The sequence below is a fragment of the Flavobacterium sp. ST-158 genome (assembly GCF_058309975.1).
The window spans coordinates 419,650-444,978 of the sequence record NZ_JBZEEN010000001.1 but is presented as its reverse complement, the minus strand read 5'-3'; the positions used below and the strand labels follow the sequence as shown (position 1 = coordinate 444,978).

24 protein-coding genes are annotated in these 25,329 nt (G+C 33.9%); 8 read left to right on the top strand and 16 right to left on the bottom strand.

Features of this window, described 5'->3' with window-relative positions; all coding sequences use genetic code 11:
- Positions 1-47 precede the first annotated feature (47 nt).
- The 3 genes from frr to AC4FRF_RS01875 all read right to left on the bottom strand — a co-directional run bounded on the left by frr (position 48) and on the right by AC4FRF_RS01875 (position 2,243).
- Positions 48-611 carry a ribosome recycling factor gene (gene frr, locus AC4FRF_RS01885; RefSeq protein WP_491157748.1) on the bottom strand — a complete coding sequence of 188 codons (564 nt, stop codon included), beginning with the start codon at positions 609-611 and terminating at the stop codon, positions 48-50.
- A gap of 77 nt (positions 612-688) precedes the next feature.
- Positions 689-1,396 carry a UMP kinase gene (gene pyrH / locus AC4FRF_RS01880; RefSeq protein ID WP_491157747.1) on the bottom strand — a complete coding sequence of 236 codons (708 nt, stop codon included), beginning with the start codon at positions 1,394-1,396 and terminating at the stop codon, positions 689-691.
- A 61-nt stretch (positions 1,397-1,457) separates the two neighbouring features.
- Positions 1,458-2,243 (bottom strand): patatin-like phospholipase family protein, encoded by a 786-nt coding sequence (locus AC4FRF_RS01875; RefSeq protein ID WP_491157746.1) that lies wholly within the window; start codon positions 2,241-2,243, stop codon positions 1,458-1,460.
- 105 nt (positions 2,244-2,348) lie between these two features.
- Between AC4FRF_RS01875 and AC4FRF_RS01870 the strand changes: the two genes are divergently transcribed.
- A complete protein-coding gene (locus AC4FRF_RS01870) occupies positions 2,349-2,975 on the top strand; it encodes a thioredoxin family protein (protein WP_491157745.1) in 627 nt (208 codons plus the stop codon).
- Between the two features lie 39 nt (positions 2,976-3,014).
- On the opposite strand, the gene truB is transcribed toward AC4FRF_RS01870, so the two are convergent.
- The 5 genes from truB to AC4FRF_RS01845 all read right to left on the bottom strand — a co-directional run bounded on the left by truB (position 3,015) and on the right by AC4FRF_RS01845 (position 6,655).
- Positions 3,015-3,716, bottom strand: coding sequence for a tRNA pseudouridine(55) synthase TruB (gene truB, locus AC4FRF_RS01865; RefSeq protein WP_491157744.1), 702 nt, complete (start codon positions 3,714-3,716; stop codon positions 3,015-3,017).
- Positions 3,716-4,501, bottom strand: a complete 786-nt coding sequence (locus AC4FRF_RS01860; RefSeq protein WP_491157743.1) for an undecaprenyl-diphosphate phosphatase — start codon at positions 4,499-4,501, stop codon at positions 3,716-3,718. Before AC4FRF_RS01860 ends, truB begins: the two co-directional genes overlap by 1 nt.
- A gap of 68 nt (positions 4,502-4,569) precedes the next feature.
- Positions 4,570-4,809, bottom strand: coding sequence for a DUF3098 domain-containing protein (locus AC4FRF_RS01855; protein ID WP_491157742.1), 240 nt, complete (start codon positions 4,807-4,809; stop codon positions 4,570-4,572).
- A 103-nt stretch (positions 4,810-4,912) separates the two neighbouring features.
- Positions 4,913-5,791 (bottom strand): cell division protein FtsX, encoded by an 879-nt coding sequence (locus AC4FRF_RS01850; protein WP_491157741.1) that lies wholly within the window; start codon positions 5,789-5,791, stop codon positions 4,913-4,915.
- A gap of 126 nt (positions 5,792-5,917) precedes the next feature.
- Positions 5,918-6,655: a sulfite exporter TauE/SafE family protein gene (locus tag AC4FRF_RS01845; protein WP_491157740.1), complete on the bottom strand. Its 738-nt coding sequence runs from the start codon at positions 6,653-6,655 to the stop codon at positions 5,918-5,920.
- 282 nt (positions 6,656-6,937) lie between these two features.
- Here AC4FRF_RS01845 and AC4FRF_RS01840 point away from each other — a divergent pair, with 282 nt between their 5' ends.
- Both AC4FRF_RS01840 and AC4FRF_RS01835 read left to right on the top strand, forming a co-directional pair.
- Positions 6,938-10,480, top strand: coding sequence for a leucine--tRNA ligase (locus tag AC4FRF_RS01840; RefSeq protein WP_491157739.1), 3,543 nt, complete (start codon positions 6,938-6,940; stop codon positions 10,478-10,480).
- A 190-nt stretch (positions 10,481-10,670) separates the two neighbouring features.
- Positions 10,671-11,360, top strand: coding sequence for a zinc metallopeptidase (locus tag AC4FRF_RS01835; RefSeq protein WP_491157738.1), 690 nt, complete (start codon positions 10,671-10,673; stop codon positions 11,358-11,360).
- A gap of 143 nt (positions 11,361-11,503) precedes the next feature.
- On the opposite strand, the gene AC4FRF_RS01830 is transcribed toward AC4FRF_RS01835, so the two are convergent.
- The 3 genes from AC4FRF_RS01830 to AC4FRF_RS01820 all read right to left on the bottom strand — a co-directional run bounded on the left by AC4FRF_RS01830 (position 11,504) and on the right by AC4FRF_RS01820 (position 13,442).
- Positions 11,504-11,857 carry a hypothetical protein gene (locus AC4FRF_RS01830; protein WP_491157737.1) on the bottom strand — a complete coding sequence of 118 codons (354 nt, stop codon included), beginning with the start codon at positions 11,855-11,857 and terminating at the stop codon, positions 11,504-11,506.
- 150 nt (positions 11,858-12,007) lie between these two features.
- Positions 12,008-12,757 (bottom strand): uroporphyrinogen-III synthase, encoded by a 750-nt coding sequence (locus AC4FRF_RS01825; protein WP_491157736.1) that lies wholly within the window; start codon positions 12,755-12,757, stop codon positions 12,008-12,010.
- A 13-nt stretch (positions 12,758-12,770) separates the two neighbouring features.
- Positions 12,771-13,442, bottom strand: coding sequence for a DUF4271 domain-containing protein (locus AC4FRF_RS01820; protein ID WP_491157735.1), 672 nt, complete (start codon positions 13,440-13,442; stop codon positions 12,771-12,773).
- Positions 13,443-13,547: 105 nt separating this feature from the next.
- Between AC4FRF_RS01820 and AC4FRF_RS01815 the strand changes: the two genes are divergently transcribed.
- From AC4FRF_RS01815 to AC4FRF_RS01805, 3 genes are read left to right on the top strand one after another with little or no spacing between them, the layout of a single operon-like run.
- Positions 13,548-14,273, top strand: a complete 726-nt coding sequence (locus tag AC4FRF_RS01815) for a polyprenol monophosphomannose synthase (RefSeq protein WP_491157734.1) — start codon at positions 13,548-13,550, stop codon at positions 14,271-14,273.
- An 11-nt stretch (positions 14,274-14,284) separates the two neighbouring features.
- Positions 14,285-15,625 (top strand): dihydroorotase, encoded by a 1,341-nt coding sequence (locus tag AC4FRF_RS01810; RefSeq protein WP_491157733.1) that lies wholly within the window; start codon positions 14,285-14,287, stop codon positions 15,623-15,625.
- A 3-nt stretch (positions 15,626-15,628) separates the two neighbouring features.
- A complete protein-coding gene (locus AC4FRF_RS01805) occupies positions 15,629-16,189 on the top strand; it encodes a DUF4296 domain-containing protein (protein ID WP_491157732.1) in 561 nt (186 codons plus the stop codon).
- A gap of 4 nt (positions 16,190-16,193) precedes the next feature.
- Here AC4FRF_RS01805 and AC4FRF_RS01800 read toward each other — a convergent pair whose 3' ends face one another.
- A complete protein-coding gene (locus AC4FRF_RS01800) occupies positions 16,194-17,177 on the bottom strand; it encodes an NAD-dependent epimerase/dehydratase family protein (protein WP_491157731.1) in 984 nt (327 codons plus the stop codon).
- A gap of 165 nt (positions 17,178-17,342) precedes the next feature.
- Between AC4FRF_RS01800 and tyrS the strand changes: the two genes are divergently transcribed.
- Complete coding sequence (tyrS, locus tag AC4FRF_RS01795; RefSeq protein WP_491157730.1) at positions 17,343-18,635, top strand: tyrosine--tRNA ligase; 1,293 nt, start codon at positions 17,343-17,345, stop codon at positions 18,633-18,635.
- Positions 18,636-18,688: 53 nt separating this feature from the next.
- Here tyrS and AC4FRF_RS01790 read toward each other — a convergent pair whose 3' ends face one another.
- The 4 genes from AC4FRF_RS01790 to AC4FRF_RS01775 all read right to left on the bottom strand — a co-directional run bounded on the left by AC4FRF_RS01790 (position 18,689) and on the right by AC4FRF_RS01775 (position 24,298).
- On the bottom strand, positions 18,689-19,729 hold the full coding sequence (locus tag AC4FRF_RS01790; RefSeq protein ID WP_491157729.1) for a LuxE/PaaK family acyltransferase: 1,041 nt from the start codon (positions 19,727-19,729) through the stop codon (positions 18,689-18,691).
- Between the two features lie 37 nt (positions 19,730-19,766).
- Positions 19,767-20,105: a T9SS type A sorting domain-containing protein gene (locus AC4FRF_RS01785; protein WP_491157728.1), complete on the bottom strand. Its 339-nt coding sequence runs from the start codon at positions 20,103-20,105 to the stop codon at positions 19,767-19,769.
- A 104-nt stretch (positions 20,106-20,209) separates the two neighbouring features.
- Positions 20,210-21,328, bottom strand: coding sequence for a beta-helix domain-containing protein (locus AC4FRF_RS01780; protein ID WP_491157727.1), 1,119 nt, complete (start codon positions 21,326-21,328; stop codon positions 20,210-20,212).
- 213 nt (positions 21,329-21,541) lie between these two features.
- Positions 21,542-24,298: a TonB-dependent receptor gene (locus tag AC4FRF_RS01775; protein ID WP_491157726.1), complete on the bottom strand. Its 2,757-nt coding sequence runs from the start codon at positions 24,296-24,298 to the stop codon at positions 21,542-21,544.
- A gap of 177 nt (positions 24,299-24,475) precedes the next feature.
- On the opposite strand from AC4FRF_RS01775, the gene AC4FRF_RS01770 reads away from it, so the two are divergent.
- On the top strand, positions 24,476-25,162 hold the full coding sequence (locus AC4FRF_RS01770; protein ID WP_491157725.1) for a response regulator transcription factor: 687 nt from the start codon (positions 24,476-24,478) through the stop codon (positions 25,160-25,162).
- The last annotated feature ends 167 nt before the right edge of the window (positions 25,163-25,329 follow it).

Genomic DNA, 25,329 nt, shown 5'->3' with positions numbered 1-25,329 from the left:
CCTGATAAAACTATCGGAACGGATTTTTGGATGTGTTTTTTTGAAAGTTAGACTTTCATGATTTCAGCTTCTTTTAAAGCTAGAAGTTCATCTATTTTTTTGATATACGTATTAGTTAGATTTTGAACATCTTCTTCGGCACTTTTACAAATATCTTCAGAAGTTCCATCTTTCTCTAGTTTCTTGATGTCAGTATTGGCATCTTTTCTAGCGTTTCTAATTCCAATTTTAGCATCTTCCGCTTCCGCTTTAGCTTGTTTGGCTAATTCACGACGGCGATCTTCTGTTAATGGTGGTACGCTAATAATAATAACATCTCCATTGTTCATTGGATTAAATCCAAGATTAGCAATCATGATTGCTTTTTCAATGGTTTGCAACATGCTTTTTTCAAAAGGTTGCAAAGTGATGGTTCTTGCATCAGGAACACTAATTTTGGCTACCTGATTCAATGGTGTTGATGAACCATAATAATCTACAAAAACACTTCCTAACATGGCAGGAGATGCTTTTCCAGCACGGATATTTAGAAATTCTTTTTCTAAATGCGCTATAGAACCTTCCATGGATTCTTGCGTGCTATCTAATATAAATTCAATTTCTTCAGTCATTTTTTTATTATTTAGTGTTCAGGATTCACTGCTCAGTAATCAGTGCTAACTGCAAACTGACAACCGAACACTGCCAACTATATATTTACTACAGTTCCAATGTTTTGACCGTCGCAGATTCTTTCCAGATTTCCGCTTTGATTCATATCAAAAATCAAGATTGGTAATTTGTTTTCTTGACTTAATGTAAAGGCTGTTGTGTCCATAACATTCAATCCTTTTTTGATCACATCATCAAATGAAATATAGTCAAATTTCACTGCCGAAGCATTTTTTTCAGGATCTGAATCGTATACTCCATCAACGCGGGTTCCTTTTAGGATTACGTCAGCATTGATTTCAATTCCACGTAAAACAGCAGCGGTATCAGTTGTAAAATACGGATTTCCTGTTCCTGCTCCAAAAATTACGATTCTTCCTTTTTCCAAGTGTCTGTCGGCTCTTCTTTTGATATAAGGCTCTGCAATAGATTCCATTTTCAAGGCTGTTTGCAAACGTGTTTTCATCCCTTTTTCTTCAAGAGCACCTTGCAATGCCATTCCGTTTATAACGGTAGCAAGCATTCCCATATAATCTCCTTGCACTCTATCCATTCCGTTGCTTGCTCCTGCAACTCCTCTAAAGATGTTTCCTCCACCTATTACGATAGCAATTTCTACCCCTTTGGCGTGAACTTTTTTGATTTCTTCAGCATATTCAGCTAATCTTACAGGATCGATTCCATATTGACGATCTCCCATTAATGCTTCTCCGCTTAATTTTAGAAGAATTCTTTTGTATTTCATGTGTTTGTTGCGTTGATTGGTGCAAATATAGGGATATTCTTTTTTTCTGAAATAGGCTGACTTAAATTTTATAAATTTTGTTTTCGTAACTGTATTTTGCCGCCTGATAGCCCAAATTGAAAATAGTGTCCATTTTGACTTTATTAGTCTCAAAGGTGCTGTAGATACTTAATTCCTTAGGTTGAATCATCCAGTCACATTGATCGAATTTAGCAACATTTGAATTTTCAGAAAGAATATCAAAAGCTCTGGTAGTTACGGCTCTAATGGAGTTTAAATCTTTAGCCGTTATCATATTGATGGGACTTACGTAAACTCCAATAATCATATCGCAATCATCGCGGAGTAAATCGGTTGGGAAATGATTTAAAATACCACCATCGCTGTAATGATTTCCGTTAATTTGATACGGAGAAATAACGCCAGGAAAGGAGCAAGAAGCAATAAGTGCATCCACAATTTTAGTTTCAGCTTCAAATATTTTCAATTCACCTTTAATCATATCGGTGGCGGTAATTTGTGTTGGAATCTGCAAATCGGCTAGGGTTGCGTCATCAAAAACAGCATGAAAATATTCTTTGAATGCTTCAGAATCAATCAAACCAGCTTTAGTAAAAGTGATATGTTTCCAGTGAAATAAATAGATGGATTTAAAGAAATTGAGGATTTCTTCGGGAGTTTTTCCCCAAGCATACATGGCGCCAACAATTGATCCCGCACTGGTTCCTGCAATTCTGTTAGGACGAATGTTTTTTTCTTCTAGAAATTTAATAGCACCCGCATGGGCTAAACCTTTTGACCCACCACCCGAAAGTGCCAAGCCAATTGATTTGGAATTTAAGTTCATCGTTTTTTGCAATTTTTATAAAATTACACTTTTTACTGATTTAGAAGTGATTTTTGTCATGTTTAATAGTGGCTATTTAGTTTAACTTTACAGAAAATAAAAATCATGATACAGTCAATTGCTAGAGCGTTATTTAATAGTTATTCCTACTTAGAATATAGAAAATTAGTCACTGATTTGTTGAGAGAAGGCAAGTCCACTGGTGACGAACAATCAGAAGATTTAACGCATTATAGTAGTCTAAACGAAACACGCATGAATCGTTTAGAGAAAACTATAAAAATTTCCAATGAAAACAACAGTAAGTTAAAAGCATTACAAAATGAGTTTGTTTGGTTAGTAATTTCAGAAGGATGGTGTGGAGATGCAGCACAATTGTTGCCTATTTTTGATAAAATGGTACAAGCTGCTGATGGAAAAATTGAGATGAGAATAGTTCTAAGAGATGAGAATGTAGATTTGATGGATCATTTTTTAACCAATAAAGGAAGAGCAATTCCTAAGTTGATTGTTATTGATAAAGAAACCTCAGGTGCATTAGCGCATTGGGGACCAAGACCGAAAGGAGCAACTGAACTTATTGCTAATTATAAAAAGGAACATGGAATTATAGATGAAATTATAAAAACCGAATTGCAATTATGGTACTTGCATGATAAAGGAAATACCACTCAAACAGAAATTATAGATATGATGCTGGATTTAGATCGGGATATTATTGAAAATGATTAAGCCGATGCGGTTTTTGTAAATAACCTATTTGGTCAATATTTATTTAGAGTCCAGTCCTAAACTTTCTTCAAAAAGAGTTACATCAATTGCATTTTTTACATCATAATCGCCAATTTTAGTTCGGCGCAACGCAGTAAGATGCGAACCAGAATTTAGGGCTTTTCCAAAGTCATAAGCTAACGAACGAATGTAAGTTCCTTTGCTGCAAACTACTCTAAAATCGATTTCTGGCAATGCAATTCTGGTGATTTCAAATTCGTGAATGGTAGTTTTTCGGCTGGCAATTTCCACTTCTTCACCGGCACGAGCGTGTTCGTACAATCTTTTTCCGTCTTTTTTAATGGCAGAAAAAATAGGTGGTTTTTGGTCGATTTCGCCTAAAAATTGTTTTGTTGTTTCATGAATCAAAGCTTCGTCAATATGTGCTGTTGGATAAGTCGCATCAATTTCGGTTTCTAAATCATAGGATGGAGTAGTAGCTCCAAGGTGAAAAGTTCCGGTATATTCTTTGGCTTGACCCTGCAATTCCTGAATTTTTTTAGTAAACTTTCCGGTACAGATTAATAATAAACCAGTAGCTAATGGATCCAAAGTTCCCGCATGACCAATTTTGAATTTTTTAGGCAATCCTACTTTATTAATTAGCAGGTATTTTAATTTATTTACTGCTTGAAACGAACTCCATTTTAGGGGTTTGTCAATTAATAAAACCTGTCCTTCTAAATATTCTTCTTTTGTCATTAGATAACCGTCAGAGGATGAATAAAATAATGGATAATCAATAAGATTAGTCCGGCTGCAATACGGTAATAACCAAAAACTTTGAAACCTTTTTTACTTAAAAAACCAATGAAAGATTTGATAGCTAACATGGCCACGATGAAAGCAATAACATTGCCTATAATCAATAAGTTGATTTGGTCGTGTGTTAATACAAAACCGTCTTTGTAATAATCGTAACATTTTTTAGCGGTTGCTCCAAACATGGTAGGAACAGCTAAGAAAAAGGAAAATTCAGCAGCGGCAGTTCTAGAAAGTTTTTGAGACATTCCACCTACTATGGAAGCACCACTTCTAGAAACTCCTGGAATCATGGCTAAACATTGGAAAAAACCAATTTTTAAAGCTCTGCTATAGGTGATTTCTGTGTCTTCGGAAGTATTGAACCATTCGTCTACTTTTAATAAAATAATTCCACCTATTAATAAGGAAACGGCAACTGTTACTGGGCTTTCTAATAATTTATCTATTTTTTTGCTGAAAAGCAAACCTAAAACTACTGCAGGAATAAAGGCTACTAATAATTTGAAATAGAAATCAAAAGATTGGAAAAAGCGCTTGAAGTATAGGACTAAAACAGAAAGTATAGCACCTAATTGGATAACAATTGTAAAAAGTTTGGTGAAATCGTCATGTGCAATTCCGTAAAAAGAAGAAGCAATAATCATGTGTCCAGTGGAGGAAACAGGAAGAAATTCGGTAATTCCCTCTATTATAGCCAGCACAATAGCTTGAAATGTATTCATTGTATTTTTGATTTTAGAGTGTAGATTTTAGCTTCAGTTTGCTAACTGAAACTGCATTCTGAACACTGCTAACTATTTTTTTTAGGGTTTTTTAAAATGGCATAAATGGTAATTCCAAAACCAATTAAAACTGTAGTTGGCGCCAAACGAATTCTTCTAAAATTAAAAATAGCGTCGCTATATACTTTAGGATCATCACTTCCTCCACCAGACATTAAGATAAATCCAAGTGCAATAACTCCAATTCCTACCAAAAGAATTTTGTAGTTTACTTTGTCAAATAAAAATTCGTGTTTATCGTCTTTCATTTTTTTATTGCGAGGAACGAAGTAATCTCATTCCAACTTTTTAAGTTATTATTTCTAAAATTCCTCAGTGATTTGCTCAACACTTACAGCTGAACACTGATTATTAATACAAATCGTCCGTTCTTAAATTCAAGAATCTTTGCGTAGCAAAATGAGTGCTAATCCAAGTGATTAAAACTCCAAATCCAAAAACCGCCGCAAAAACCAATACGATTAAGGTTTTGTCTTCCAGAATTCCTAAATCAGGGAAGTTAGACTGTACATAAGATAAAAGTCCTATTAAGGCTAAGATAGCCAATGCAGCTCCAAGCATTCCTAATTTTACACTTCGCATTACAAATGGTTTTCTAATGAATGATTTAGTTGCACCCACCATTTGCATGGTTTTAATAATGAAGCGGTTGGAATAAATGGAAAGGCGTAAAGAACTGTTGATTAATAAAACCGCAATGAAAGTCAAAAATCCACTTACGATTAAAATCCACATACTCACTTTTTTGATGTTATCATTCACCATGTTTACCAATTGTTTGTCATAAACAATATCCGAAATCATTGGATTATTTGTGCGTAATTGACGTTCTATTTTGGCTACAGAGTCTTTTTCAACATAGTCGGCTTTGATGTGAATGTCGTAAGAATTTTGTAAAGGATTTTCTCCCAGAAAAGTCAGGAAATCTTCTCCAATGATATCGGTATGTTGCTTGGCTGCTTCTTCTTTGCTTACATAAACTACATTTTTAGCAAATGGAGCTTTCTTTAAACCTGCACCAAAGTTTTTTAAAATAGTATCGTTAGCTTCGTTTTTAAAGAAAACAGTCATGGCGATTTTTTCTTTAAAGTCGTCTGCTAATTTTTTAGAATTGATAATAAAAAGCCCTAATGTACCCAGTAAAAATAATACCAGGAAAATACTCAATACTACCGAAAAATAAGAGGAAATTAACCTGCGTTTTTGAAACTTTTCAAATGAAGAACTCATATTTACTTTAATTATGGGGTAAAAATAATAAAGAATTTCTTTATATGAAGTTAATAACGCTCAAAGTTTTAACTTTCGTGTTGTAAAGCCTGATTTTTAAACTATAATTTTATTTAAAAACAAATTTTAAGTTAAAAGTAATTTTAAACAGGCAATGGTGAGTCCAGCGGCCAAGAGGTACTTCAGTGTCTTGTTTTTGAATATTTGACTTCCAAAGTAAGAACCTAATAAGCCACCTATAATAGTAGCTAAAACGGCTATTTGTAAATCTTTAGGTATATAAATACCTCCTTTTTGAATTTGTCCATAAAGACCGGAAACTGAGTTAACGAAAATAAATAAGGCTGAAACAGCGGCTGTTTCCTTTAATTTTGCCCAACGCATCAACAGCATTAACGGACTCAGGATGATGCCGCCGCCTATACCTAAAAGTCCGGAAAGCAATCCGATACTTCCTCCTGAAAGGAGTCCCGCCCATAAAGGAATTTCTCGATTAGGTTCTTTATTGTCTTCAAATTGGTATACTAATCGAATGATGGAAATGAAGATGCAAAGAGCTAGTATTTTTTTATATATAGCATCCGGCAAATTCATCGTGCCGCCCCAATAGGCCATTGGGATACTCGCGGCCATGAAAGGAATGAACAATTTTAATTTAAAATAGCCTGCCCTGTAAAAACCAATAAAAGAAAATAAAGATACAGCCAGATTCATTATTAAAGCTGATTGCTTCATCATTTGAGGAGCAACGCCGGCTATTGCCATAAGTGCTAAATAGCCACTGGCTCCTCCATGTCCTACGGATGAATACAGAAAGGCTACGATTGCAAATAAGAACAATAATAAGATAGGTATATGATTCATGAAAGAAATTGCTTTTATGCAGAAAAAATATTTTTCAAAAATAAGTATTTTTACGTATTAAGTACGTATTCATTTTCTTTTTTTATTCCAATTAAATTATTTTTATAGCACGCACAATAAATGTAAATTTGCCGTTCATTTTTTAGTTTGCTGTTTATAGTTTTTAGTTTGTTGTTAACAGCTTGAAATCAAAACTATAAACCACAAGCCATAAACCAATAAAAGAATAATGACTTGAGCGTGCGAAAGCATGACTCTATTTAAATAAAATTTATATCAGGAATGAAATACAATCCGAACGAAATCGAAGCCAGATGGCAACAATACTGGGCTGACAATAAAACTTTTGCAGCCGAAAATAATTCAGCTAAACCAAAACATTACGTTTTAGATATGTTTCCTTATCCATCAGGAGCGGGATTACACGTAGGACATCCGCTGGGATATATTGCTTCGGATGTGTATTCCAGATATAAAAGACATCAGGGTTTTAATGTGTTGCACCCCATGGGTTATGACAGTTTTGGACTGCCGGCTGAACAATATGCAATTCAAACAGGACAACGTCCGGAAGATACCACCCGAGTGAATATTGACGGAGGAGTGGATAAAGAAGGAAACCAAATTGCAGGTTACCGCAAACAATTGGATAAAATAGGATTTTCATTTGATTGGGACAGAGAAGTGCGTACTTCCAATCCGGATTATTACAAGCATACGCAGTGGATTTTTATCCAGTTGTTCAATTCCTGGTACAATAAAGAAACTGATAAAGCAGAAGATATTTCGACTTTGATTTCCATTTTCGAGTCAGCAGGAAATTCAAGCGTAAATGCAGTTTGTGATGATAACATCGAAGCTTTTACGGCTGCTGAGTGGAGCGCTTTCGCAAAAGATACTCAGGAGAAAATTCTGTTGCAATACCGATTGACTTATTTGGCAGAAACCGAAGTAAACTGGTGTCCGGGATTGGGGACGGTTTTGGCCAATGACGAAATCGTAAACGGTGTTTCAGAACGTGGAGGATATCCGGTAGTTCGTAAAAAAATGACCCAGTGGAGCATGCGAATTTCAGCTTATGCAGAACGTTTGTTGCAAGGGTTAAATGATATTGACTGGAGTGAATCGATTAAAGAATCACAAAGAAACTGGATTGGAAAATCGGTTGGAGCGATGGTAACATTCCCCATCCTATCCTTCCCCGAAGGGGAAGAGAACTTGGAGTCTAATACAACTTTGGGTTATATGACGGGAGGAAATAATTCTCATTTATTACTCGAAAGAGCCAAAGAAATGAGAAATAATCCAACTGAAGCAGAAAAAGTATTGTGGTTAAATTTGAAATCTAAAGCATTAGATTATAAATTTAGGCAACAACATTTAATAGCAGATTACATAGTTGATTTTGTTTGTCTTTCTAGAAAACTAGTGATTGAAGTAGATGGAGAAATTCATGATTTACAGCAAGAAGCGGATGCTGAAAGAACAAAGGTGCTGAAAGAAAAAGGTTTCAAAGTAATCCGATTTAATAACAAAGAGATTTTAAATAATATTGATAGTGTTCTAAATATTATCACGCACGAATTACGCAATGCGATAGTTCCCCCTTCGGGGGCTAGGGGGATTACGGTTTTCACTACTCGTCCTGACACTATCTTCGGAGTTACTTTTATGACTTTGGCACCGGAGCATGAATTGGTAGCTCAAATCACAACTGCTGAACAAAAAGAAGCTGTTGAAGCCTATATTGAAAAAACGGCTAAACGTTCTGAAAGAGAACGTATGGCCGATGTAAAAACGATTTCGGGAGTGTTTACTGGTGCTTATGCTGAACATCCTTTTACGAAAGAACCTATTCCGGTTTGGATTGGCGATTATGTTTTGGCAGGTTACGGAACAGGAGCAGTAATGGCCGTTCCTTGTGGTGACGAAAGAGATTATGCTTTTGCTAATTTCTTCAAAGGAACTAACGGAATGCCGGAAATCAAAAATATTGTAGATAAAGACATTTCAGAAGCGGCTTTTGGAGGAAAAGAAGGTTTCCAATTAGTGAATTCGGATTTCTTGAATGGTATGGGTTACAAAGACGGAACCCAAAAAGTAATTGCCGAATTGGAAAAATTAGGTCAGGGTTACGGAAAAATCAATTACCGTTTGCGTGATGCGGTTTTCTCCCGTCAGCGTTATTGGGGAGAGCCATTCCCGGTGTATTATGTGAATGGTTTACCAAAAATGATTGATGCGCAACATCTGCCCATTATTTTACCGGAAGTAGAGAAATATTTACCTACCGAAGACGGTTTGCCTCCATTAGGAAACGCGGCGGTTTGGGCTTGGGATTCTGAAAAGTTGTCGGTTGTGAGTTGTGAGTTGATAGATCATGTGACTGTTTTTCCTTTAGAATTGAATACGATGCCAGGTTGGGCGGGAAGTTCTTGGTATTGGATGCGTTATATGGATGCACATAATGATACTGAATTTGCTTCTGCAGATGCTTTGAAATATTGGGAATCTGTAGATTTATACATTGGCGGAAGCGAGCATGCAACAGGTCACTTGTTGTATTCCCGTTTTTGGAACAAATTCCTAAAAGACAAAGGCTTTGCGCCAACCGAAGAACCATTTAAAAAACTGATTAATCAGGGGATGATTTTGGGAACGAGTGCTTTTGTGTATAGATTAATGGTATTAGGGTATGATATTCTTAGCGAAGAATCATCAACTAATAAATCAAATTTAGATGTAGATTATTTTGATGATATTTATATAAGTGTATCAATTAAGAATAGTTTGTCGGCATTAAATAAAAAATTTGATATTAGTCAGATTGACTTCGCTTATCAGTCAGAGAATGCTTTTGTGTTCTATAATAAAGATTGTGTTGTTCTTGAAAATTTGAAATTTAGTGAAGAGGATTTAGCTATTTTGGATTCTTTGAAAGATAAATTACAAAAAAGTTTTAATGGTAATCAAGGAGTAATACAAATATCAACATTGGAATATCCTATTCATGTTGATGTTTCAATGGTGAATGCTTCCGATGAATTGGATATTGAAAAATTCAAAGCATGGAGAGAAGATTATAAAGATGCTGAATTCATTTTAGATGATAACGGAAAATACATTGTAGGTCGTGAAGTTGAAAAAATGTCAAAATCAAAATACAATGTAGTCACTCCAGACAATATTTGTGCAGAATATGGTGCCGATACTTTGCGTTTATACGAAATGTTCTTAGGACCATTGGAACAGGCAAAACCTTGGAATACGGCTGGTATTTCGGGTGTTTTTGGATTCCTGAAAAAGCTATGGCGTTTGTATTTTGATGATAATGGCTTGATTGTTACCAATGACGAGCCAACCAAAGATAACCTGAAAACTTTACACAAAACCATCAAGAAAGTAGCGGAAGATATTGAGAATTTCTCTTTCAATACTTCGGTTTCTCAGTTTATGATTTGTGTGAATGAATTGTCAACGCAAAATTGCCATTCCCGTGCTATTTTGGAACCATTGGCTGTTGTGATTTCGTCTTATGCGCCACATATTGCAGAAGAATTGTGGTCTCAACTAGGTCATGAAGGTTCTATTGCGACAGTACCTTTTCCAAAATTTGAAGAAAAACATTTGGTGGAATCGGAGAAAGAATATCCGGTTTCCTTTAACGGAAAAATGCGTTTCACTATCAAATTACCTTTGGATTTAACTAAGGAACAAATTGAGGAAATCGTAATGAAAGATGAAAGAACTCAAAAACAATTAGACGGCAGAACACCAAATAACGTGATTATTGTTCCAGGGAAAATTATTAATCTTGTAGGTTAGAAATAAATTCCAATATCTTAAATTCCAAATTCCAATTGTCACACTGAGTTTGTCGAAGTGCAATTGGGATTTGGAATTTTTGTTTTTGAAATGGCAATTTAATACATTTTTAACAGCTGTCAAACTGACATTTTTCTAATTTGGTGTGTAATTTGCTGTTTAGGAAAACAGAAACTAAAACTATCAAAATATGGGAAGTGGATATTTAATTCTGGCTGGAGCTATTATGTTGTTCAGCTGGTTAGTAAGTTCAAGATTAAAGAGTAAGTTTGAGCATTACTCGCAATTGCATTTGCAAAATAATATGAGTGGTGCTGAGATTGCTACTAAAATGCTTCACGATAACGGGATTTATGACGTTCGAGTAATTTCGACTCCAGGACAATTAACGGATCATTATAATCCGACCGATAAAACAGTCAATTTAAGTGAAGCGGTGTATAATCAACGAAATGCGGCTGCGGCTGCAGTGGCAGCGCACGAATGTGGTCATGCGGTGCAACATGCCCATGGTTATGAGTGGCTGACCATGCGTTCTAAATTAGTGCCTTTTGTTAATGTGGCTTCGTCTTATATGCAATGGGTTTTATTGGCGGGTATTTTTATGTTAAAGACTTTTCCGGGATTATTGCTTATTGGAATTATTTTGTTTGCTACAACAACCTTGTTTTCAATTATAACCCTGCCTGTGGAATATGATGCCAGTAATCGTGCTTTGGCCTGGTTAAAAACTAAAAACATGTTGAATCCTGCTGAATATGCCGGAGCTGAAGATTCTTTGAAATGGGCGGCTCGTACCTATGTTGTGGCTGCTTTAGGTTCCATTGCTACTTTGTTGTATTACCTGTCTATTTATTTAGGAGGAAGTAGGAGGGACTAATAAGTTCAATATCAATTTCAGTGATGGAATTGAGAGAGAAATAAATTTTTAAAAAAATAAAAAATCCAAATTCCAATTGTCACACTGAGCTTGTCGAAGTGTTATTGGGATTTGGATTTTTTTTTATTGAATATTTTTGGCTGTTATTCTGGCATATTTTGTTTTTGCCAATTCACTAAAATAGCAAGCTGCGCTTCAGTCAAGGCTGGTTTTTTATTTACAGGCGGCATAAATTTACGGTTGTCTTGTGGTAAAGTTATCCTTTCCAATATAGCACCAATATTTTCTTTTACATGCTCATAGTTTTCAAGTGGTTCTTTTCGCCCTTGTGGTGGCATGTGACAAGGCGTACAGCTGTTTGCAATAATGGGTTTTACATCGGTATTGTAGCTTATTTTCTTAGCATCAACATACTCTTTTCCTTTTCTAGTAGAGCTGCAATTGAACAATAATAACGATAACGGAAGCATCATTGCAATAAGTTGGATTTTTTTCATGGCTTTCTTTTTTGTGTTGTTTGTTACAACTCAAAAATAAAGAAAACTATGTGTTTTGTAGTCTTTGAATTTTTACTTTTATCAAAAATTTGGCAAAAAAATAGCCGTCTCATTTTTAACGAGACGGCTATAAGGTATGTGATGTTAGTTTTATTTCACTTTGTTGGCTTCTACAATGTATTTTTCTAAAGCCATTGTCATTGAAGGTGTGCCTGGAGCAGGAGCCATGATATCAATTCTTAAACCATGGTCTAGCGCTTCTTTTTGAGTTGTGCTTCCAAAAACAGCTATTCTAGTGTTGTTTTGTTTGAAATCAGGGAAGTTTTTGTATAATGATTTAATTCCTGTTGGACTAAAGAATGCTAAAACATCATAATAAACATCGGCTAAATCAGATAAATCACTCATTACTGTTCTGTAAAAAGTAGCTTGAGTCCAATCTACTTTTAAACCGTTTAAGGTTTGAGGGGCATCAGCATTCAATTGATCAGAAGCAGGTAATAAGAATTTTTCGTCTTTGTATTTCTTGATTAAAGGAGATAAGTCGGCAAAGTCTTTTGCGCCAACATAAATCTTACGTTTTCTGTAAACTACATACTTTTGTAAATAGAAAGCCACAGCTTCCGATTGACAAAAATACTTTAAACCTTCAGGAACTTTAAAACGCATTTCCTCAGCTACTCTGAAAAAATGATCCACAGCATTTCTACTGGTTAAAATAATTGCAGAAAAATTGTTAAGATCAATTTTTTGAAGTCTAATTTCTTTCGCACTCACTCCTTCTATATGAATAAAAGGACGGAAATCAATTTTGATTTTATGTTTTTGTTGGAGTTCAAAGTAAGGTGAGTTCTCTACTTTAGGCTCTGGTTGCGATACCAAAATTGTTTTCACTTTCATATTTTAACATTTTCTAAGCGCTCCCTTTTGTAAACAAATAATACATGAAAAAATAGGGAGCTATTTCGAGAGTGCAAAGATATAAAATAAAATAAAACAACTTACTGAATATTAAATTTTGATATTTTTTTATTGAGAGGGAGTAAGTTAGAACGCTTAATGCTAGTATTATGGCTATTATTGCAATAGGAATATTCTGAGAAACAGTATTATAGTAAAATAAAAGAATATTGATAGGTAAAATAATTATTCCAATATACGTTCGATAAGTGATTTTTTGCAGGTTAAATTGCTCCACAAATTCTTCAATATTGAAGGTGGTAGCGATTATTTTTTCCACTAAAAACTTCGATAAGATAAAAAAACCAAGAAAAGTTATGATTTGTATGTACAATCTCCAATCGGTTTTTGAAGCATAGCCAAAAATACTTAGTGAAATTAGTATGAAAAATGCAAACGAAATAAGCTGAACGAAGAATAAAGAGATAGTAAAACTGCTTTTTAATTGGCTACTATCGCGATATACTTTAGAATATTTATCCGAAAAAATTAAATTGATAAATTCGCCAAAACGATTGCCGTAAATCGCTCTGGTAGCGGCAATAATGCCAAAAGCTAAAACAAATAAAAAGGTTGCCCAGTCTTTGTTTTCGGTTATTCTCGGATGTAAGAGATATTCTGTCATAGCGGAAGCAAAATTAGTAAAATTTTATATCAATATTTTTATTATACTATTATTATGAATCAAATGGCATAAAAAGGTTATTTTTGCCATGAAATTTCTAGAAATATGAATAATTGTATTGTTATAATTCCAACCTATAACGAAATTGAAAATATCGAGAGCATTATTCGAACAACGCTTTCTCAACACAAACATTTTCATGTTCTTATAGTGGATGATAATTCTCCAGATCATACAGCCGACAAGGTTCGTTTGTTGCAAACGGAATTTGAAGGGCGCTTATTTCTTGAAAACAGATTGCAAAAATCAGGCTTAGGAACGGCTTATGTACATGGTTTTAAGTGGGCATTGGCTAATAATTATGAATTTATTTTTGAAATGGATGCCGATTTTTCGCACAATCCAAGTGATTTAGAAAAATTGTATAATGCCTGTCATTTTGGTGATGCTGATTTGGCTATTGGTTCGCGTTATGTTACGGGAGTAAACGTGGTCAATTGGCCATTAAACCGGGTGTTGTTGTCTTATTTTGCTTCGGTATATGTGCGATTCATTACAGGAATGCAAATTCATGATGCTACAGCAGGTTTTGTTTGTTACAAAAGGGAAGTTTTAGAAAAAATCAATTTGGATAAAATAAAATTTGTGGGTTATGCTTTTCAGATAGAAATGAAATACCGTACCTATTGCAATAATTTTAAGATTTCCGAAGTGCCTATTATTTTTACTGATAGAACCAAAGGACAATCCAAAATGAGTAATTCCATAATAATAGAAGCTGTTTTTGGGGTTATTTCACTTCGTTTAAAAAGATTAGTTAATAGATTATAATATAAAAAATAATGAACAGGGTTTTAATTAAGAATGCCAAAATAGTAAATGAAGGGGTAATTTTTGAGGGCGATGTATTAATTGAGAATGATATAATTGTTGAAATTTCGGAAAGCATTAGTGCAAAATCGTCTGATTGTAAAATTATTGATGCCGAGGGGAATTATTTAATTCCAGGTGCAATAGACGATCAGGTACATTTTAGAGAACCAGGTTTAACGCACAAAGGGGATATTGAATCAGAATCCAGAGCGGCTGTTGCAGGAGGAATCACTTCATACATTGAGCAACCTAATACGGTTCCAAATGCGGTTACCCAAGAAATTTTAGAAGAAAAATACAAAACTGCAGCTGAGAAATCCTATGCGAATTATTCGTTTATGATGGGGGCTACTAATGATAATTTGGAAGAAGTTTTAAAAACAAATCCTAAAAATGTTGCTGGAATTAAGATCTTTTTAGGTTCTTCAACAGGAAATATGTTAGTGGATAATCAAGCTACTTTAGAAAGGATATTTTCAAGTACGCCGATGTTAATTGCTGTGCATTGTGAAGATGAAGCAACCATTAGAGCTAATTCAGAAAAATATAAAGCTGAATATGGTGAGGATGTTCCAGTAACCGTGCATCATTTAATTAGAAGCGAAGAAGCTTGTTATTTGTCTTCTTCTAAAGCTATTGAATTAGCTAAAAAAACGGGGGCTCGTTTGCATATTTTTCACTTGTCTACGGCTAAAGAGATGGATTTATTTACGAATAAAATTCCATTGGAAGAAAAGAAAATTACTGCTGAGGTTTGTGTACATCATTTATGGTTTACCAATGATGATTATGCTACAAAAGGGAATTTTATCAAATGGAATCCAGCAGTAAAAACAGCTAAGGATAGAGATGCCTTGTGGAAGGCCTTGAATGACGATAGAATTGATGTTATTGCTACAGACCATGCACCACATACATTAGAAGAAAAAAAACAACCGTATTTAAAAGCGCCTTCTGGTGGGCCATTAGTGCAGCATGCTGTAGTGGCTATGTTTGAAGCCTATCATCAAGGAAAGATTAGTATTGAAAAAATTGTGGAAAAAATGTGTCACAATCCAGCTAAGATTTTCAAGATTGAAAAGCGTGGTTTTATCAAAGAAGGTTATTTTGCCGATTTGGTAATTGTCAATGCAGGTTTACCTTGGGGAGTGAAAAAAGAGAATATTTTTGCAAAATGTGGATGGTCTCCATTTGAAGGGTATACTTTTAAATCCCGAATTACACATACGTTTGTAAACGGACAATTGGTATATAATGCTTTTAAAGTAAAAGATATTCGCGCTGGAAAAAGACTTTTATTTGATAGATAAACCATGAAAAAAACGGTATTATTTTTAGCCATTATAATGTTATTTTTTAGCTGTAAAAACGATGGTGTTGAAAAACCAGATCGGCTTATAGACAGGAAAGTAATGGAAAATATTATTTATGATTTATCGCTTTTGGATGCGATAAAATATAATGAACCTAATACTACCGAAAACTACAAGGTAAACCCGAAAGAGTTTGTTTATAGAAAATACAAAGTGGATAGCGCACAGTTTGCACAAAGTAATATTTATTATGCTGCTGATTTTGATGCCTACAAAGCCATGTACGATAGTGTTATTAAGCGTATTGATAGAAAGAAAACGGTTTTTGAAACTATAGTAAAAAAAGAAGCCAAAAGAGATTCTTTAATTCAAGTTAAAAAGAAACGTTTAGACTCTATTGCTGCGGCTAAAAAAGTAGTTTTGGCAAAGAAAGATTCTTTGATGAAAATAAAGAAAAAAGACAGTTTGCTTTTGTTGAAGAAAAAAGCAACTTTATCTAAGAATAAAGAGGCTCTTTCTAAAAAAGCAACGATTGTTAAAAAAGGAGCTACAGTCAATTAATCGCTCAGAATGTTTCTTTAATGTACTGCTGTACATCTAAAAAACTAGTGTTAGTTGCGTTGATAATTTTGCTGTTAGAAAACGCTGTTTTACTCAGAAATGAACGCAAAGTATCCTTAGATAAATTATTAGTTTTTTTTGTAAAAAGACTTAAAAACCAATTCAATCTCCAAGTGAGTTCCATTATAAAAGGCTTAGCTTCAATGCTAGGTCTTTTTACTTTTAAAGTATCGGCAATGGTGTTGAAAATGTCTTTAAAAACGATGTTTTGACTAGAAAGAATAAAACGTTCGTTGCTAATAGTACTGTCCATCAGTAGGGTCATTTTTTGAACTACATCGTCAACCGCAACAAAAGCTGTTGTTCCATAGGTGTAAAACAATAAGCCATCGGCTATTTTTTTAAACAATTGTCCGCTGCCTTGGTTTTCAAATCCAGGACCTATAATTACTCCCGGATTGACAATAATGACTTTTAATCCTTCTTGTTGTCCGCGCCAAATTTCCATTTCGGCACCGTATTTAGAAATAGCATAATCACTATGGTGTTTTTCTGGATTCCATTCTGTTTCTTCGGTAATAATGCTTTCATGAGGTGCTAAGTCGCCTAGAGCAGCTACTGAACTCACGTAACATAATTTCTGGATGCCTTTGGCAAGACAAAAGTTAACTATATTAGCTGTTCCTTCAATATTGGTTTTTCGAAGTAATTGTTCATCTTTTGGATCAAATGAAATTAAGGCAGCACAATGATATACTTTAGTAATATTGGTGAAAGCATGTTCTAAAGAAGGAATATCTGTAATATCGGCATGAACCCATTCGATTGCATCAAACAAAGCTGATTTGTTGTAGTGCTGAAATAAGGATTTCGTTTTTGGAATGTTATTTTCTTTGCGATAAATGGCACGTACTTTTTCTCCATTTTCGATTAAATGAAGTAATAAATGTGCGCCTACTAAACCTGTTCCTCCTGTAACTAATACCATAATTGCAAATGTAATAATTTATCAATTTTATATGGTAACAATTAGCTTTTTAGATATTTTTTTCAAATTGGTACATTTTCAAATTTTCAAATTGTCTAATTAAAACTATCTTTGCGCACTCGAAGCCTAAAAGGCTGAACTGACGAAGTAAATTGATTTAAAAAGATGAAAAATTTTATTGAAGAAGTAACTTGGAGAGGAATGCTCCACGATGTTATGCCAGGCACCGAAGAACATTTGATGGAACAAATGCGTGTGGCGTATGTGGGGATTGACCCAACTGCAGATTCATTACATATAGGGCACTTAGTAGGAGTGATGTTGTTGAAGCATTTTCAAATTGCAGGACACAAACCTTTAGCCTTAGTAGGTGGAGCAACAGGAATGATTGGTGATCCGTCTGGGAAATCGAACGAAAGAAACTTGTTGGACGAAGCTACTTTGCGTCACAATCAGGAATCTATCAAGGAACAATTAGGACGTTTCTTAGATTTTACTTCGGCTGCGCCAAATGCTGCTGAGTTAGTAAACAATTACGATTGGATGAAGAATTTCTCCTTCTTGGAATTCATTCGTGATGTAGGGAAACACATTACTGTAAACTATATGATGGCAAAAGATTCTGTAAAGAAACGTTTGTCTTCTGAGTCGGCCGAAGGAATGTCGTTTACGGAGTTTACCTATCAATTGGTTCAAGGATATGATTTCTTGCATTTGTACAGAGATAAAAATTGTACGTTGCAAATGGGAGGAAGTGACCAATGGGGAAATATCACTACTGGAACCGAATTAGTACGCCGAATAGCTAGTGGAAAAGCTTATGCTTTAACTTGTCCGTTGATTACAAAAGCTGATGGGACTAAATTCGGAAAATCCGAAGGAGGAAACATTTGGTTGGATGCAGCTAGAACTTCTCCGTATAAATTTTACCAATATTGGTTGAATACGTCTGATGTAGATGCAGAGAAATACATCAAAATTTTTACTTTCTTATCAAAAGAAGAAATAGAAAATCTAACCGTACAACATAGAGAAGCACCGCATTTGCGTTTGTTGCAGAAACGTTTGGCTGAAGAAATTACCATTATGGTTCATTCTAAGGAAGATTTGGAAAATGCGATTAAAGCATCAGGAATTCTTTTTGGAAATGCCACTGCTGATGATTTGAAACAATTAGATGAAGCGACTTTCTTAGAAGTTTTTGATGGTGTTCCTCAGGCTGAAATTGCAAAAACTGAAATTGAAGCAGGAATTGATATTGTTAGTGTTTTGAATGAAAAAACTGGTTTTATGAAATCGAACGGTGAGGCAAGACGTGCTTTGACTGCTAATTCTATTTCAGTAAACAGAGAAAAAGTAAAAGAAGATTTTGTGCTTTCAAACAATGATTTAATCAATAATCAATTTGTATTATTACAAAGCGGGAAGAAAAATTATTTTGTGGTAAGAGTGGTTTAACGGTTTAATCGTTTGTATGGTTAACCAAATAAATAATTAACTGATTAAACTTTTCAGAGAACCATCAAATTGCAACCACGAATATCTGAATTATCAAAACGTCCCAATACCTCAAAAGAGTTGTTGGGATTTTTTTTACCCAAATCTTGCGTGGCAATAAAAGAGCAGGAATTGATATTAGCTAAGTCAATTACATTGATTCCGCCTGTTTTTCCTTGTGGGATATAAGTCAAAGCGTCTTCGGTGTCCCGAATTAAGATTTGCATCCACGAAGGGCATTCAAATACGCCTTCTCCTAAGGAATAAGCTTGCGAAAGTAATTCGGTCATTCCATACTCTGAATGAATGGCTGAAACGCCAAAACCTGCACACAATTGTTCGTGGAGTTCTTCGCGAATCATTTCTTTTCGTTTGCCTTTCATACCGCCCGTTTCCATAATGATGGTATTTTGGAGTTGGAATTTTTGTTTTTCGATTAAATCGAGCAGGGCATAAGTAACTCCGATTAAAATTACATTTTGTCCGGATTCATCCAGTTTAATTAATTTTTTAATTAAATCTTCGTGATTGTGAAGGTAGAAACCACTTTCAGCTTGATTAGATAGTTTTATTAAATCTTCGACCATATAAATTAACGAAGAACCTTCTCTTTCCAGATAGGAAGGAAGCAAAGCAAGAACCACATAATTTTCAATATCACCATAAAATTCAGAAAATCCTTTTCGATAACTTTCTTCGTAAACAGTTACATCAGTCACTAGATGTTTACTGGTAATCATGCCTGTAGTTCCACTACTTGTAAAAGTAGTTTGAATGGGATTTGTGTTTGAAACTACTTGGTGGCTTTTGAAAAACTGAATGGGTAAAAAAGGGATTTGTTGTATAGATTTTACCCGTTGGACATCTGTTTTTAAGAAGTCGCAAAATTCTTTATACACTAGATTATTCTCATATTGAAAACGGAATACTTTTAAAGCTATTTTTTCAAATTGCTTTTGACTCGAAATAGTAAATATATCAGTAGTTGTAATCAAGAATTTTTTTTGCAAAGGTATAATTAAATGCTGTTTATTCGGAAATAAAAAAAGCTTCAATTTTTATGTTGAAGCTTTTAATTTATGTTTTACAAATTTACCTTATAATTAATTTACGGGTTGCTGTTGCGCTTGCCTCATTAATCTTGATGATATAAACACCAGGACTAAGATTTGAAACGTTCAGTTCTCTGGAACTTAGTTGGGTTTGAAGGACTTTTTTACCTAATAGATCAAAGATAATGACTTCCTTATCACCGTCATTTTTGGTAGAAATATATACTTTGCCATTGTAAACAGGATTTGGGTATAAATTCAGGCCTTCAATTACAGAGGGAGCGTTCTGGTTTTGTTGTTGTTTGTTGTCCTGAGCGTTTAGACTTAGGGAACAGAAAAAAACCATTAAAATAACACTATAAAAGTAGTTTTTTTTCATTAGCTTGATTTTGATTAGTAAATATACAAAAAAATCAAATAGCATGCCAAAAAAAAATACCTTCCTGAAAAAGGAAGGTATTTTTGAGTTTTTTTATAATTTAATTATTTAGTCCAATCTGCCCAAGTAGGTAGAGAAGCACCAGCACCAGCACCAGTTTGATTTGTTACATATGTAGCAACAGTATTAGTAGCTGTTACAAAGTTGATACCATTGATTTTGAATTCACCCGCTGTAATTCTAGCAGTAGCTCCAGTACCTGCATCTAATTTTGCAAATGTAGAAGGCATATCGCTACCAACATATAAGTTAGTGTATGTTTGAATACCACCACCTTCTTTAAAGTTGATTGCTTTTTCAGAAGCTGTAAATTTAGCGTCAGCACCTTTTACAATTGAGATGTTGTTGATTTTTGCATTTGTCATAGGTGTAGCAATATCATTAGAACCATTGTTAGAACCTTCAACTCCTCCAAAAGATACTCCAGAAATATAAACATTTGATATTGTACCTTGGTAACCATCAGCATAATCTAATGAATCATCATAAGAATTGATAAGAACTAAGTTTGAAGCATTTACTGCACCACCAAAGAATTCAACAGCATCATCACCACTTTCGTAAGTATAGATATTGTTAACTACTGTTCCACTACCCACTCCAAAGAATGAAACTCCATTGTATTCTTTAGTATCGCTAAATTTTGAACCAGTATAAGAGATTTTTAAATAAGTGATTGACCCAGAGTTGTCAGCGTTGTTGTTTCCTCCGTATAACAATCCACCTACTTCAGATGTTCCGTTATCTCCAGTGTTTACTTTTGCATCTCCGCAAATGATTAATCCACCCCAGTCAGATTGTGCTGGAGAAGCTTTACCAGATGTCATAACTACTGGTTTAGTTGAAGTACCATTAATGTAAATTTTTGCGCCTCTTTCAACAGCAACATAAATTGTTTTTGCTTTTTCAGAATCAGCAGTTGGATCAGACTTGATAGTTGTTCCTGCAGGGATGATTAGAGTAGCACCAGATCTTACTACTAAACCTCCAGTTAGTGTATAGGTTTCATTAGCGTCTAATGTTACTGTTCCTTCAGTAATATTACCTTTTAAATCATCTACGTTTATCTGAAACGAGCTAGATGAATCTGGATTATTGTCATTACTACAGCTTGTGAAAGTTATGCTTGCAATAGTTAAAATTGCTAAAATTGATTTTTTCATTTTTTTTAATTTTTTGTTGTTTATTATTAACACTGCAAAGAAACACAGAGTATGTTTTTCCTTGGTTAAGTAACTATTACATTGTTGTTAAGTATTGTAACTTTTTTTCAGTGTTTTATTAACATTGAATTTACATTGAAAATGACTTCAAAAAAGAAGAGGTAGCTATTGTTGTTTAGCTACCTCTTAAATGATTTATATTGTTATTTTGTCTTAGAATTTATAGTTAAGAGACAAACTCAAATTAGAACCTATTTTGTATGAACCTGCAAGTATGTCAGCTGTTTTAATAATCGGTGCTTTACTTTGTTCTGTTACTCTTCTATAAGCTGGATTTAATATGTTTTTATAACTTAAACCAATTTTTAATTTCTTAGTTAAATTAGATTTTAAAATAAAGTCCATTCTACCTATAGCTTTATCTACAAGGTTTCCTCTTTCTTGTGTTCCAATAACAGCAAGTTTGTCAGATACATAAGCATAAGTCAAGGTTGCAGTAATGTCTTTGTCGTTTTTAAATTCTTTTGAGAAAGACAAATCTGCATTAGCTAAAAAGTCAGAGGCTCCCGATAATTTAGAATTTTTGAATGTAAAATTAGCACCAAATCCATTTTCAACAACAACTTTTGTATTGCTCAGGTCTTGATCTTGATACATATAAGATCCGTTGAAACCAAGAGTAAGTTTTTCTTTTAGATTGTTTTCATCTTCTTTTTCAAAAATGTTTTTTCTGAATTCTAATTCAACTCCTGCAACCACTGCTTTGTCTCCTGTATTAGCATAAGTAATATTTCCTGAAGAGGAATTAGTAAACATTTCGTTAATTGGATTTTGAATCATTTTTCCGAAAGCAGTTACCGAAATTAGTTCGTCAGATTTTGGGAATAACTCCCAGCTTAAATCGAAATTGTAGTTTGTAGAAGCATATAATTTATCATTCCCTTCATAACTTTGACCAACTTCTTGAAAAAGAATTTTTACTTTTTCCTTGAATTGAGGTAGGGTATATGTGTTACTTGCAGCAAATTTCAAGTTTTGTTTGTCGTTCAATTTGTATTTAGCAATGATGCTAGGTAAAAACTTTACTGGAGAATATGTTGTGGATGTTCCGTCTGGAGCATCTAAACTTACATAATTTACATATTGTTCAATTTGTTCAAATCTACCACCTAAAATTACTGATAGTCTGTCAGTGAAATCATATTTTAAATTCCCAAAAACAGCATGGATATTTAAATGACCAGTGTAATATTGCGAAAGTTTGCTTGAACTATCTCCGTCAGCATAATTAAAGTAAGTATTACTTAAATATAAATCGGTATTATTGAAACCTTCGATAGGAAATATTGTTTTGTTTGTAACTGGGAAAAATGAATATTGCTGAGAGTTAAAATCTACATTTTTCATTTTACCAGAATAACCTAAAGTTGCTTTTCCTTTAAATTCATCATCCTTTTTTGCAAAATTATAGCTTGCAGAAAGTTTAGCTGAAAATTCATTTTCAGTTAATGCTTGGAAATATCTATGGTTGTTAATACTTGAGTTTTTAAAGAAAGTGTAAGCCGTTGATCCATCTTCTGTTGGGACAAATGTATTTTGCATACGGTCAGGTATAGTGTTATCTAACATACTATATCCTACTGCCCAATTAGCATCCCATTTGTCATTAAGTTTATGTTTTCCTAATAATTGGTTTACCAATAATTGTGTTTTGTCAAATGTACCACGTTTAATAAAGCCTTTTGGATCGTTTCCAGGGAATTCAATGTTTTTTCCATTGTATTCACTATAATCTTGAGATGTTGAGTTCAAGAATAAAGAGGTGAATAACATAGAATTGTTGCTGTTTATTTTGTAATCGGCACTCCCCATTACTGTGGTGTTCGTGTTGTATTTGTATGATTTTCTGTAGAAATCAGAATTGGCTAAACCTTGTGCTGTAATGTTTGTTTTGTAAACGCCCTCATTGTATTTGTTGTCATTGTCAAATGAAGCGGTGATAAATGTTCCAATACTTCCATTTTCTCCTACATCGAATTTTTTTCCTGCGGATAATGATAAGTTATTGTTTAAAGTGTTTTTTCTTTCTTTTCTATCCCAACTAGTTGAATAGTTGTATGGTAACAATGGATTATTAGGAGCGCTTATGGTTTTGAATCCTAAATAAGATGGTCCGTCTTGTAGATAAAAATGATCTAACTTTAACACATTAGTATTTGTTCCAGAACCAATTCCGATTTCAACAAAAGGAGAACCGTTCATCTTTTTTGAAACTATATCAACATTTGCTCCAGCAAAATCAGCATAATTTTGTGATTCGAATGTTTTACTGATACCTATGGATTCAACAATATCAGTTGAAAAAATATCTAAAAGGATGTTTTTATTATTTGGGTTATTAGATGGTAATGGCAAACCGTTTAATGTTGTTACGTTATAACGGTCTCCTAAACCTCTAACAAAAACACTTCCTGAACCTTCTTGTTTTGAAATTCCACTTACTTTAGTAACGGCAGATGCTACATCGCTAACCCCTTTTCTGGATAATTCCTGCGCTCCAATGGCCTGCTTGATTTCCACTGCATTTTTTTGTTCTAATAATAAAGCCGTTTCTTTTTGTCTGTTTGCTGTAGTTTTGATAACAACATCATCTAGTGCATAAGCTCCCGATGATAAAGATTGATTCATTACTATTTTAGCACCAGCGGTAACTTTTACGGGAACTTCTTTAGGTTCATATCCAATAAATGTATACTGGATAATGTAGCTTCCTGGAGCAATACTAATAGTATATTTTCCATCAATATCAGTTGTTGCATTGATTTTAGTTCCTTTTACAAAAACATTAGCAAAGGGCAATGTCTCATTGTTCGAATCCTTGTCTGTTATTACCCCTGAAATCGTACCTTTGCTCTGTGCAAAGCTTAATGTTGTAATAAAAAGTGTTAGAATAAATAATCTAAGTTTCATAATTGATTAAATTTTTTGCAAAGAAATGGTAGCTTTGTAAAGTTCATGTTAACGGGTTATTACTATTATGTTTCTTTAGTATTACGAAATTGTTATCTCTTTAAATTACCGTTAACACGACTTTTATGCTGTTTTTTTATTGTTACATTTACAACGCAAAAGAAAATTTGCCCGATTATGAAAAAGAAAAACACGAAGATTTTACTGGTTGATGATGAACCAGATATTTTAGAAATTGTTGGTTATAACCTTACTCAAGAAGGTTATCAAATTGTTACAGCTTCTAATGGTAGAGAAGCTATAGCTAAAGCCAAAAAAGAATTACCTGATTTAATTATCATGGATGTTATGATGCCAGAAATGGACGGAATGGAAGCTTGTGAAAACATTAGAAATATTCCTGAATTAAGCAATGTTATTATAACGTTCCTAACGGCAAGAAGCGAAGACTATTCTCAAGTAGCAGGTTTTGATGCCGGTGCCGATGATTATATTACAAAACCTATTAAGCCAAAGTTATTAGTAAGTAAAGTAAAAGCCTTATTACGCAGATTAAAAGAATCCGGTGAACAAGATAGTGAAACCCTAAATGTAGGTGGTATAGAAATCAATCGCGAAGAATACAAGATTATAAAAGACGATATTGAAATTGCTTTGCCTCGAAAAGAATTTGAATTGTTTTATCTTTTAGCTTCTAAACCTGGCAAAGTGTTTAAAAGAGATGAAATCTTAGATAAAGTTTGGGGAAATGAAGTTGTGGTAGGAGGAAGAACTATTGATGTTCATATTAGAAAACTACGCGAAAAAATAGGTGATGAGCTTTTTAAAACCATAAAAGGAGTTGGTTACAAGTTTGAAGTGTAATGTATGGTTTGGGTTTTAAAATCATATAAGTCATATAAGTTTGACTAATGTTGTAGTTAGACTTTTCTTTTGATAAAAGAAGTTTATATAATTGATTTAGTCTAGTAATTAAACATTCTATTTCAGTAGAGATAATAATTTATGATGAAATTTTCTTTTTGTTCTTC